At 43.9% G+C, this 11,361-nt stretch carries 15 protein-coding genes and 1 pseudogene; 5 read left to right on the top strand and 11 right to left on the bottom strand.

Annotated features, from left to right (window positions below; translation table 11 throughout):
* The 3 genes from ACU01J_RS20715 to ACU01J_RS20705 all read left to right on the top strand — a co-directional run.
* Nucleotides 1-506: Lcl C-terminal domain-containing protein (locus tag ACU01J_RS20715; protein WP_481087352.1), on the top strand; the 506-nt coding region annotated here is incomplete at its 5' end.
* Nucleotides 507-597: 91 nt separating this feature from the next.
* Nucleotides 598-1,089, top strand: coding sequence for a hypothetical protein (locus tag ACU01J_RS20710; protein WP_258450808.1), 492 nt, complete (start codon nt 598-600; stop codon nt 1,087-1,089).
* Between the two features lie 172 nt (nt 1,090-1,261).
* Nucleotides 1,262-1,447 carry an adhesion domain-containing protein gene (locus ACU01J_RS20705; protein WP_144231874.1) on the top strand — a complete coding sequence of 62 codons (186 nt, stop codon included), beginning with the start codon at nt 1,262-1,264 and terminating at the stop codon, nt 1,445-1,447.
* On the opposite strand, the gene ACU01J_RS20700 is transcribed toward ACU01J_RS20705, so the two are convergent.
* A complete protein-coding gene (locus ACU01J_RS20700) occupies nt 1,390-2,694 on the bottom strand; it encodes a reverse transcriptase domain-containing protein (protein ID WP_481085966.1) in 1,305 nt (434 codons plus the stop codon). The genes ACU01J_RS20705 and ACU01J_RS20700 overlap by 58 nt on opposite strands.
* Between ACU01J_RS20700 and ACU01J_RS20695 the strand changes: the two genes are divergently transcribed.
* Nucleotides 2,674-3,090: a four helix bundle protein gene (locus tag ACU01J_RS20695; RefSeq protein ID WP_199367645.1), complete on the top strand. Its 417-nt coding sequence runs from the start codon at nt 2,674-2,676 to the stop codon at nt 3,088-3,090. The genes ACU01J_RS20700 and ACU01J_RS20695 overlap by 21 nt on opposite strands.
* A 207-nt stretch (nt 3,091-3,297) precedes the next feature.
* On the opposite strand, the pseudogene ACU01J_RS20690 reads toward ACU01J_RS20695, so the two are convergent.
* From ACU01J_RS20690 to ACU01J_RS20680, 3 genes and pseudogenes are all read right to left on the bottom strand, one after another.
* A pseudogene (locus ACU01J_RS20690) lies at nt 3,298-4,029 on the bottom strand (BamA/TamA family outer membrane protein); the annotation flags it as partial.
* On the bottom strand, nt 4,030-5,115 hold the full coding sequence (gene alr / locus ACU01J_RS20685) for an alanine racemase (protein WP_481087351.1): 1,086 nt from the start codon (nt 5,113-5,115) through the stop codon (nt 4,030-4,032). It lies immediately after the preceding pseudogene.
* Nucleotides 5,116-5,119: 4 nt separating this feature from the next.
* Nucleotides 5,120-6,532, bottom strand: coding sequence for a replicative DNA helicase (locus ACU01J_RS20680; protein WP_481087350.1), 1,413 nt, complete (start codon nt 6,530-6,532; stop codon nt 5,120-5,122).
* Between the two features lie 174 nt (nt 6,533-6,706).
* Between ACU01J_RS20680 and ACU01J_RS20675 the strand changes: the two genes are divergently transcribed.
* Nucleotides 6,707-7,471 carry a DUF481 domain-containing protein gene (locus ACU01J_RS20675; protein ID WP_481087349.1) on the top strand — a complete coding sequence of 255 codons (765 nt, stop codon included), beginning with the start codon at nt 6,707-6,709 and terminating at the stop codon, nt 7,469-7,471.
* A 71-nt stretch (nt 7,472-7,542) separates the two neighbouring features.
* Here ACU01J_RS20675 and rplI read toward each other — a convergent pair whose 3' ends face one another.
* The 7 genes from rplI to tuf all read right to left on the bottom strand — a co-directional run.
* Nucleotides 7,543-7,995, bottom strand: coding sequence for a 50S ribosomal protein L9 (gene rplI, locus ACU01J_RS20670; protein ID WP_053441725.1), 453 nt, complete (start codon nt 7,993-7,995; stop codon nt 7,543-7,545).
* A 31-nt stretch (nt 7,996-8,026) separates the two neighbouring features.
* Nucleotides 8,027-8,254, bottom strand: coding sequence for a 30S ribosomal protein S18 (gene rpsR / locus ACU01J_RS20665; RefSeq protein WP_000090472.1), 228 nt, complete (start codon nt 8,252-8,254; stop codon nt 8,027-8,029).
* Nucleotides 8,255-8,270: 16 nt separating this feature from the next.
* Nucleotides 8,271-8,573 (bottom strand): primosomal replication protein N, encoded by a 303-nt coding sequence (gene priB, locus ACU01J_RS20660; protein ID WP_481087348.1) that lies wholly within the window; start codon nt 8,571-8,573, stop codon nt 8,271-8,273.
* Nucleotides 8,574-8,581: 8 nt separating this feature from the next.
* Entirely contained in the window at nt 8,582-8,962 is a 381-nt protein-coding gene (gene rpsF, locus ACU01J_RS20655; protein WP_004747103.1) for a 30S ribosomal protein S6, read from the bottom strand.
* A 207-nt stretch (nt 8,963-9,169) separates the two neighbouring features.
* Nucleotides 9,170-9,646, bottom strand: coding sequence for a bacterioferritin (gene bfr / locus ACU01J_RS20650; protein ID WP_481087347.1), 477 nt, complete (start codon nt 9,644-9,646; stop codon nt 9,170-9,172).
* Between the two features lie 72 nt (nt 9,647-9,718).
* Nucleotides 9,719-9,907: a (2Fe-2S)-binding protein gene (locus tag ACU01J_RS20645; protein WP_053441728.1), complete on the bottom strand. Its 189-nt coding sequence runs from the start codon at nt 9,905-9,907 to the stop codon at nt 9,719-9,721.
* Nucleotides 9,908-10,215: 308 nt separating this feature from the next.
* The coding region (gene tuf, locus ACU01J_RS20640) for an elongation factor Tu (RefSeq protein WP_481087346.1) at nt 10,216-11,361 on the bottom strand (1,146 nt) is incomplete at its 5' end.

Here is an 11,361-nt window from a genome sequence, read left to right as displayed (position 1 = left end):
GTAATACGACCCTCACAGCCACGAAGGATGGCGTGACCAGTAATACGGTGGATGTGAATGTGTGTAGTACTTTGGCTGGTCCATGTATTGAACTCTTCGATACAGGTAGTGGTAAGTTGTTTACCAATTCACCGTCAAAGGCCTACTTAGACAGCATTGGCGGTAGTGCTACAGACGGTATTTATACTGAAAATGGAACTTACGGCCCAAGTGGTGATTTCTACCGATTCAACTGGACTAACGCAAATGCACTATGTACTACCTACAACACCCTTAGTCTCGGCGGACGGACGAACTGGCGTTTAGCGACAAGAGACGAGTTAAAAGTGGAGCTATACGACGCATCTGGTAATATGTTTACCGCGCGCGGTTGGCCGACCACCTACATCTATTGGTCGGCGACGCCTGATGGTTCTAACTATTACGGCGTGGGCCTCGACAATGGCGATGTCAACAGCTACTATCCGAGCGACACGTTCTACGCATCCTGCGTCTCAAATCCTTAAAGTTGAGCGTTTAGAGTTTAACGTTTTAGTTTTTAATTTTAATTTTTGAAGTGCCAGAGTTGCATCTGGCACTTTTTAGGAGGGAAGATAAGTGAATATTGAAACTAAATTAGCATTGGTTGAAAGCAGTCAACGTATTGTTGGTATAAAAGAGGGGATGTTTGTACGTTTCTATGAGCAATCACTCTTTGGTTGGCAGCAGTGGGTATCTAAACAGGACCAATTACCGACATTGAAGGTGTTAAGGAAAAAGGTTAAGAAATTGAATGGAAGAGAGGTGTTGTATGGTGGGCTTCCTATAGAATCATTAAAGCAAGTCGGAATTGATGTAGGTACAGAGGCTGTTATTGAGTTAGAAATAATCATCGATTTTTCTGAGTGGCAGTCTTGGAGGCAAGGGCAGTGTGCTCAAATGGACGATATTGAAGAGAAATCACCTTATAACCCTTGTGATGACGATCTGTTAAATCGTCGATATGTTCGATTGTTTTTACCCGAAGCCATCGTTAATAAAGTGATGATGACGAAAGCTTCAAGCTCTTCATTAGATTGGTTGTTGATTGCTGTCAAGCAAGCGATATAACGTTTTAATAAGATGGTTCTCGGAAAATCGACAGGGTACATAGCGACAATGTCGTGCTCAGAGAATGTTAATGTTACGATGTTAACATGTGGGCCCTGGTATGTTATCGGCATTTATGACCTTATGGGTGTTCAAGGGAAGCGAGTCGAAAGGCAACACTTCGAGTTAAACAATAAATGCAAACGCGCGCGGTTGGCCGACCAACAACAACTATTGGTCGGCGACGCCTGATGGTTCTAACTATTACAACGTGAACCTCAACAATGGCAATGTCAACAGCAACAATCCGAGCAACACGAACTACGCATCCTGCGTCTCAGGCCAACATAAAACATCCGGAGCCATCTTATTAAAGTGAAGACCTTTTTTTATTGTGAAGTGAGTGTAATAACCGTTATTGGGTAATAAATAACGTTTAAGTTCGCCAAAATTATTATGATATATTTGCTTTCTTAACTGGCAATGATTGGCTTGACTAAGTAGTCCATAATAACTATTTATCGTTGATTGCATGGCTTTTAGTTGGATGTAAAGTGGTGCATAATGGATACCATGTTTACTCCATCTTCCACGACTTGGTCTAGACTTTAAAACGACGTTAGTCGCGCCAGTGTCTAGAATTACATTAAAGTAGCGCAAACGCTCTTTTAATGATGAAATGGTGGTTTTGCGAACATGTTTATAATGGGGAAATACACGAAATCCCAAGTAATCAAACCCCTCCTCAATAGGTGATAAATGCACCTTTGTAGGATGTAATTTTAATTGCAGGCGAGAAGTGAGATACCATTCAATATGTTCTTTCCATTCTTGCAATTTTTCAGGCGAATTAGATAAGATAAATAAATCATCCATATACCGAACGTACCCCTTAACCTTCAGTGTGTGTTTTATTTCGTGGTCAAGGTTGTTGAGGTAAAAATTACCGAAGAGTTGACTAGTAACGCTACCTATGGGCAACCCAACCTGTTCCGTATTGTTAAACTGTAGTTTCTTATGTAACGAGATTTGGTTAAGTAAGTATTGGTTTCCAGTTCGCTCGTTTTGTAGCTTCGTGGCATCCTGCTCTATGATCTTTTCTATCAGATTGGCTAGGCAATATTGGCGCAATGGGCTTAATTTTGAGTTGTAAATGAGATTGTGTAGTTGCGTTAGAAGCTCTCTTTTATTAATGCTATTGAAATAACTGTAAATGTCGAGCTGTAGCCCCCAAGTATGTCGTGGTTGGCGCATTAGTTTTTGAACTTTTGCAATAGCAGCAAGAGTTCCTTTACCTTTTCTATTAGCATAGGTGTCATCAATGAATTGATTTTCCATGATAGGTACCAATTGTAGTGCAATCCACATTTGAGCTATGCGATCTCTAAATGCAGGGGCATATATTTCTCTAAGCTTAGGTTCTGTGATTGCAAAATGATGATAAGAATAAGGTTGATATGTATTAGTTAATATTTCGGTTGACAGCTCATGGCATAGTTTCGGGAACTTTAAAGCGTTAGCAGATTTTTGTTGACTGCTTCCCGAAGTTTTTACACATTGCAGCAACTCTGCTGCGAGTTGATGGTGATATTTAAGGTTTGAATTTTGAATAAAGAGTTTCGTCATAATCGTCTCTACTATGATTTACAAAAGTTGTACAAATTGTATTGGAACCAACATCAACACTTACCCAAAGCATTTCGCTTTACAACAGGAGAACAAATCCTCAACGAACTCACGAAGTGTATTCGTTACTCTGTTCAAGCTAATTTGTACGGAAAATCTCTCGAAGGAATATTGCGAGCCCTAGATTTATTACTAGAACTTAGTGCACTTTTAGAAACCGTACAAAGTTTATTAATGTTAGCTTGGGAATTAAAATTCTTGCCTCATGGCGCTCTGGTTGCTTTGACTGAACAACTTGGGCATGTATCAAGACAAACTACAGGATGGCGAAAGTGGTTCCAAGGAAAATCTCTCGAAATAAATGCACCTATTTCTTCTCCAAGTGGGAGCGCTTAGATTAGAGCTACTGGCATATTACTATTCAAAAAGACAATATTGTTCTAGAGAAACTGCTTGAGAACTTAGAGCCTTGGAGAGAGGAGAGCATGGTCGAACTGGTGGCCTAAGAAGGATATTAGCAAATAAGCCGTTCCCGTCAGCCCTTATAAATAAAGGGCTGTAGGCTCACATTGGACTTTTCGCTGAAATGGGCGCAAAACCCTCAAGTGCAAGGTAGTGACTATTTTGAAACTCCCATTTAGTCCAAATTTCATCACTTTGCCAGCTTTCACCTGCTACGGTGATTTCTAAGGAAGTATGTGAGCCTTTGGTTGGGTTACGCACGCTGTCGCGATTATCCCAGTCTAGAGTCAATTCAAGCCCTGTCGCCTTTTCTGGCTGGCTATAAATATCTAATTCACGCGATGAGAAGAAAGGCGTCACCATTAATGAGCTCACACCAGATTCTAGCGGCGAGGCAAAGTCGACATCTCGAATTGGCTGAAAGGCGCCCATTAAGCCATGTTTTTCAACATTGCCCCAAGGCAGCAGATATTTAAACTCAAACTGATAATTTTGCTCAAAGCCATCGGTAACGGTTTTATCACCGGCAACCGAGCTGTTGTCACCTTGCTCACCTAAGTAATAAGGGTTTTGATTAAACTGAGCTTGATACATTTGGGTGCTAAACAGCAAGCTACCTGACAACGCATAATTGAATGCTGAGACAAAACCGACGTAGCTGTCTTTATCAGAGTAAAGCGCCATACCAAAAAGCGCAGCCTGAGGCTGACCGACCCCCTTAGCGACGCCTTCGATACCAAAAGTATTGCCCAAAGTTTCGGTACTAAAATAGAAAGGGAGAAATGCAGAATCTTTTTCTTTTGCATTTACTTGGCCGCAAATAAAAAGGCTGGCACATAAGGCCAGCACTTGTTTAATTTGGTTTCGCTTCATTTACTTGGAGTATTCCATATCAACACGAGATGTCAGCTTAGTCACAAGTTCATAGGCAATAGTTCCTATATGGCTCGCGACTTCTTCTGCTGGGAGCAAGTTACCCCACAAAATCGCTTCATCGCCGACCTTATCGGTGGCATCCGGTCCGAGATCAACCGTGAGCATATCCATCGACACTCGCCCAGCAATTGGGGCTTTACGGCCATTAACTAAAACTGGCGTACCATTCGGTGCTGTTCTTGGGTAACCATCCCCATAGCCAATCGCAATCACCCCAACCTTAGTGTCACGCTGGCTGGTCCAAGTGCCGCCATAGCCAACGCTTTCACCCGCTTTCACATCGCGCACGGCGATCAAATGCGACTTCAATGTCATCACTGGTTGATAGCCTAGATCCTGAGCCGTTTTATCATTAAATGGAGAAACGCCATACATGATAATTCCTGGGCGAACCCATTCTAACTGACTGTCTGGCCAAGCCAGTAAGCCAGCGGACGCCGCTAAAGAACGCTCACCTTCACAGCCTTCGGTTAAAGAGAGGAAAAGCTCAGTCTGTTGATTGGTTATGGTTTTATCTAGCTCATCTGCGCAGCCAAAGTGACTCATATAACGCAGCGGCTTAGCCACATTACGGCAAGCTTTAAGACGCGTGACAAACTCGCTGTACTGCTCTGGTCGCACACCGAGTCGGTGCATACCACTATCAATCTTTAGCCACACAACAACCGGCGTTTCTAATTCAGCTTGTTCCAGTGCCTCCAACTGCTCTTCGCAATGGACCACTGTTTGAATATTATTGGTAACTAAAACAGGCAGATCGCCTTGAGAATAAAAACCCTCAAGCAATAAAATGGGTTTCACCACACCACAAGCACGTAGCTGTAATGCCTCTTCGATACGAGCAACACCAAACGCATCTGCACCTTTGGCATGCTTAGCGATATGACGTAAGCCATGGCCATAGCTGTTGGCTTTCACCACCGCCATCACTTTGCTGCAGGGTGCTTGTTGCTTAATCTGCTCTAGGTTGTGCTGCAGAGCCTCTAGATTAATGTAGGCTGTGGCTGCTTTCATGTAGCTCATTGGCTTACTCATCGTCCATATCAAACGCAGGGCCTGCGTAGTTGTCAAAACGAGACCATTGACCTTGGAAGGTGAGTCGAACAGAACCGATCGGGCCGTTACGCTGCTTACCTAGGATGATTTCTGCCGTGCCCTTCATTGAGCTATCTGGGTTATACACTTCGTCACGGTAGATGAACATGATCAAGTCGGCATCCTGCTCGATGGAGCCTGATTCACGTAAGTCCGAGTTTACTGGACGCTTATCGGCACGTTGCTCTAGGGAACGGTTTAGCTGCGATAGCGCGACTACAGGTACGTTCAACTCTTTTGCTAATGCTTTTAATGAGCGAGAGATTTCGGCGATTTCAAGGGTACGGTTATCAGACAGCGCGGGCACACGCATTAGCTGAAGGTAGTCGACCATGATTAGTGATAAGCCGCCATGGTCACGAGCAATACGGCGAGCACGCGAGCGAACTTCCGTCGGCGTCAAACCAGAACTGTCATCGATGTACATGTTCTTCTTCTCCATAAGAATACCCATGGTCGAAGAAATACGCGCCCAATCCTCATCATCAAGCTGACCAGTACGAATCTTCGTTTGGTCAACACGTGAAAGCGACGCAAGCATACGCATCATGATCTGTTCTGCTGGCATCTCTAGCGAAAAGATAAGCACTGGCTTTTCTTGCTCCATCGCCGCATTCTCACACAAGTTCATCGCAAAGGTGGTTTTACCCATCGATGGACGTGCTGCAACAATGATCAGATCCGAACCTTGTAGACCAGCGGTCTTCTTGTTCAGATCGGTGAAACCCGTATTTACCCCTGTCACACCGTCTTGCGGTGTTTTGTAGAGGATCTCGATACGCTCTAATGTTTTCTCAAGAATATTATCGACATTTTGCGGGCCTTCATTCTCACTAGTACGTGATTCTGCAATAGCAAAGACTTTACTTTCAGCCAGGTCGAGCAGGTCTTCAGAGTTACGCCCTTGAGGATCATAACCCGCATCAGCGATTTCATTAGCAACGCCAATCAGGTCACGTACCAAGGCGCGCTCGGCAACAATGTCTGCATAAGCATTAATGTTCGCCGCACTTGGTGTGTTCTTAACTAAGTCAGCAAGGTAAGCAAAGCCACCGACGTCATCTAGCTGTTCACGCAGCTCTAAAAATTCAGATAAAGTGATTAAGTCGAGCGGTTTATTCTCTTCAAGTAAAGTCTTTACCGCTTCAAAAATGAGTCGGTGCGGTCGGCTGTAGAAATCTTTGGCAACAACCCGTTCTGATACCGTATCCCAACGCTCATTATCAAGCAGAAGGCCACCAATAACGGACTGTTCCGCTTCCAGTGAATGAGGCGGAACTTTGATCGCATCGACTTGTGCGTCTCTAAACTTTTTATTTCGATTATCTACTTTGGTTTCGGCCATGGATCTGCTCAACAACTTTGCTTTAGACCGCTAATTATAACGAGAATGTCGCCATTGTCTGTACCAAAGAGAGACTTTGTCGAGCTCTAATGTAGAATTAACTTCTTGCTGACGGTATTCGCTGAGTTTGAATCTACTATTGCACCATTCGTTTCATCCATATAGAGGTAGTGAGTGTCTAGACTTTGGCTTATAAGTTTCAGCCTAATGGGCTCTATGCTCGCACATGCTGACGATACTGGGCAAAACGACACGGATATTGAACTGCCTTCCCCATGGGACACCGAAATAGAGTTTGGCTATCAGGCTCACTCGGGTAACTCAGACTCGCAATCACTCAACTCACGCCTGAACGCAACTTATGTTGAGGGGCGTCACCGTACCAGTGGCGAATGGAAATATTATTTGCTGTATAAGGATGGTGAAGAGGACAAAAAGCAATCAACCTATAAAGTGCAAAGTGACTATAAGTTAGGTCCTAAAACCTATCTGTATGGCAGCTTTAAAGGGGTCGACTCTCGCTATAGTGCATACTTCAAAGATTACACACTATCGGGTGGCCTAGGCTACCAGTTCTCAAACACCGATAAGTTTGTACTAGAACTCGAAGTGGGGCCTGGTTTTCGCTATCAAGAGCCTAACTTAGATGAAATAGACGATGATGATATCATCTTCCCTGAAACCGTTCAGGAAGGGATTTTTCGTGGCAACATTAACACATCTTGGCAAGCGTTGGACAACTTAGCTTTCTCTGCTGATGTGACGGTGGTCTCGGGGGTTAGCAATACACGAACCGATACCGATCTGAGTGTGACGAACAATATCACCGAAGATATCGCCCTCAAGTTGGCTCACTCACGCCAATACCACGATAAAGTGCCTGAAGGACTTAAGAAAACCGATAGTATCTTCTCAGTCAATCTACTGTTTATCTTCTAAAACCTTTCCTAACTTTAGATACAAAAAAAGCACCTCTAGGAGGTGCTTTTAAAATACGTCTTGATACTGAATTAGTCAGCAGCAACAACTTGTAGGTTAACTGTAGCGAAAACTTCAGAGTGAAGTTGAACGCTGATCTCGAACTCACCAGTGTTACGTAGTGCGCCTTCTGGAAGACGAACTTCGCTCTTAACTACTTCAACGCCAGCTGCAGTGATTGCATCAGCGATGTCGCGAGTACCGATAGAACCGAATAGTTTACCTTCGTCACCAGCTTTAGAAGCAAGAACAACTGCTTCAAGAGCGTTAACTTTCTCAGCACGTGCTTCAGCAGCAGTTAGTTGCTCAGCAACTTTAGCTTCTAGTTCAGCACGACGCGCTTCGAACATTTCAACGTTAGCTTTAGTAGCCATAACTGCTTTACCCTGAGGGATAAGGAAGTTACGAGCGTAACCAGATTTAACGTTTACAGTGTCACCAAGACCACCTAGGTTACCGATTTTATCAAGTAGAATAACTTGCATTGTTTAATTCCTCTTTTTAAAAACGAACCGATTACTGATGCTTGTCAGTGTACGGTAGTAGAGCTAGGTAGCGAGAACGTTTGATCGCGCGAGCTAGTTGACGTTGGTACTTAGCGCTTGTACCAGTGATACGGCTAGGTACGATTTTACCAGCTTCAGTGATGTAGTTTTTAAGAGTTGCTACGTCTTTGTAATCAATCTCTTGTACGCCTTCTGCAGTGAAACGGCAGAATTTACGACGACGGAAGAAACGAGCCATGGGCTATCTCCTGATCTTAAATTTGAGTAATGTTGTCAGCATGAAGCACTAATTTACCTACGCCATTTCGGCCAGTCTGGTAAGCAACAAAGCCACTTACCTTAATGCTACTGCCTTGTACTAAATTCTGAGTGTTTGCTTGTGACCTTTGCCCGCTTACTACTACCGGCATACGACAATAAACTTGTCTCGGTAGTTCAGCTTCGATAACAGTTGAGCGATGCTCTAACCAAAACCGGCAGTGTTCAATGCCACTAGGGCTTTTACTTCGAATGGGCGGCTTGGCAATGGTGCCAGATAGCTCCATTCGATTGGTCATAAGAAAAATTACTCAGCAGCTGCTTCTGGCTTAGCTTCAGCACGCTCTTCGCGACGAGGAGCACGCTCTTCTTTCTGCTTAAGCATGATAGATTGCTCAGTGATAGCCGCTTTAGTACGCATGATCATGTTACGTAGAACTGCATCGTTGAAACGGAAAGCAGTTTCTAGCTCATCAATTACAGCTTGGTCAGCTTCAACGTTCATTAGAACGTAGTGAGCTTTGTGAAGCTTGTTGATTGGGTAAGCCAGTTGACGACGACCCCAGTCTTCTAGACGGTGGATAGTACCGCCAGCTTCAGTGATTGAACCAGTGTAACGCTCGATCATGCCAGCAACTTGCTCGCTTTGATCAGGGTGCACCATGAATACGATTTCGTAATGACGCATGGGTTGCTCCTTACGGATTATTCAGCTTCCACAAATGGCCCGGTCGTCCAGAGGAAGCAAGGAACTAAAGATAATTGACCGAGTTTAAGGAGCACGAATAGTACAGAAAGAAACCAGTTGAAGCAAGAAAAATGTGAGCAGATACAAAAACAGCTACTTATAGGGAGTAGCTGCTATTTCATTCGTTGTTGAGAAAGATTTTAGTATCTAATCTTCATCGACATATTGCGCTTGTAGATAATTTTCGATTCCTGTCATTTTAATTAGACCTAACTGGGTTTCGAGCCAATCTACATGCTCTTCTTCATCTTCTAGAATATCTTGAAATAGATCACGAGAGACAAAGTCACGAATATCCTCGGCATAGGCAATAGCATCCTTTAGATCGGGAATTGCAGCCATCTCAACCTTAAGGTCACACTCCAACATTTCTTTGGTGTCTTCACCAATCATAAGTTTGCCGAGATCTTGTAAGTTAGGAAGCCCTTCCAAAAATAGAATTCGTTCGATCAAATGATCCGCATGTTTCATTTCATCAATAGATTCATGATATTCCTTGTCCGCTAGGTGCTTTAAGCCCCAGTCTTTGTACATTCGAGCATGAAGGAAATATTGATTGATTGCGACAAGCTCGTTGCCAAGCACTTTGTTGAGATGTTGAATGATGATTGGATCGCCTTTCATTATAGAGCCCTCCTCTTTGGCTTCTTTAAACATAGAAGCAAATAGAAGAGTGTCAAAAAGGCTAAACCAGTGTTAACTGGCTTGTTTTAGTCGAAATGGCTCGGTTTCTGCGAGGATCTCTTTCGCTTGCTTGACGCACTTACCACATTGGCTGCCCAAGGCTGTGCATTTGCGAATGCCACGAATATCCGTAATACCTTCATCAATCGCTAACTTCTTAATTTTCTTATCTGAAATTCCATGACAAAGACAAACGTACATACCCAACTACCAAATGACAACTAACACAAAGCAATATAAACAAGAACAACTCTCATTACCAGTTGCATTTAATCAATTTTAAGAACGATTTGTTATATCGTTTTTTGGTCATGTAGCCAAATTCAATAGGTTAGGGAGTCGTTGAATTAGAAGGCTGAAAGGAGGAGAACTTGCACTTTTAATATCAGTGCATTAGCTAAGAGAGCCAGAAAGATCACTTATAACAAAAAGCAAAAAGGGAAGCCGAAGCTCCCCTTTTTCAGATGCATGTTCTTCTAATGAAGAATGTGCAAGATATCAACTAAATATTAGTCGAAGATCTTAGCAACAACACCAGCACCTACTGTACGGCCACCTTCACGGATAGCGAAACGTAGGCCTTCATCCATTGCGATTGGAGCGATTAGCTCTACTTGCATTTGGATGTTGTCGCCAGGCATTACCATTTCTACGCCTTCTGGTAGAGAGATATCACCAGTTACGTCAGTTGTACGGAAGTAGAACTGTGGACGGTAGCCTTTGAAGAACGGAGTATGACGGCCGCCTTCGTCTTTAGAAAGTACGTATACTTCTGACTCAAACTTAGTGTGTGGGTTGATTGAACCAGGTGCAGCAAGTACTTGACCACGTTCAACTTCATCACGCTTAGTACCACGTAGTAGTGCACCAACGTTCTCACCTGCACGACCTTCGTCAAGCAGCTTACGGAACATTTCAACACCAGTACATGTAGTCGTTGTCGTTTCTTTGATACCAACGATTTCTACTTCGTCACCTACAGTTAGGATACCGCGCTCGATACGGCCAGTTACTACTGTACCACGACCTTGGATTGAGAATACGTCTTCGATTGGTAGTAGGAATGGTTGGTCTACTGCACGCTCTGGCTCTGGGATGTAAGAGTCTAGTGCTTCAGCAAGCTCAACGATTTTCGCTTCCCACTGCTCTTCGCCGTTTAGTGCGCCTAGTGCAGAACCTTGGATAACTGGTAGGTCATCACCTGGGAAGTCGTACTCAGATAGAAGTTCACGAACTTCCATTTCTACTAGCTCTAGAAGCTCTTCATCATCAACCATGTCACATTTGTTCATGAATACGATGATGTAAGGGATACCAACCTGACGGCCTAGTAGGATGTGCTCACGAGTTTGTGGCATTGGACCATCTGTTGCAGCAACAACTAGGATACCACCGTCCATCTGTGCAGCACCTGTGATCATGTTCTTAACATAATCCGCGTGTCCTGGACAGTCTACGTGTGCGTAGTGACGTGATGGAGTGTCGTACTCTACGTGAGAAGTAGCGATTGTGATACCGCGCTCACGCTCTTCTGGAGCGTTATCGATAGATGCGAAGTCTTTCGCAACACCGCCGTACACTTTTGCAAGTGTAGTACAGATAGCAGCAGTTAGAGTTGTTTTACCGTGGTCAACGTGGCCGATAGTACCAACGTT

The organism is Vibrio sp. 2433-A1 (assembly GCF_056726085.1).
The sequence above is the reverse complement of the archived record's forward strand: the minus strand, read 5'-3'. Positions and strand labels throughout refer to the sequence as shown.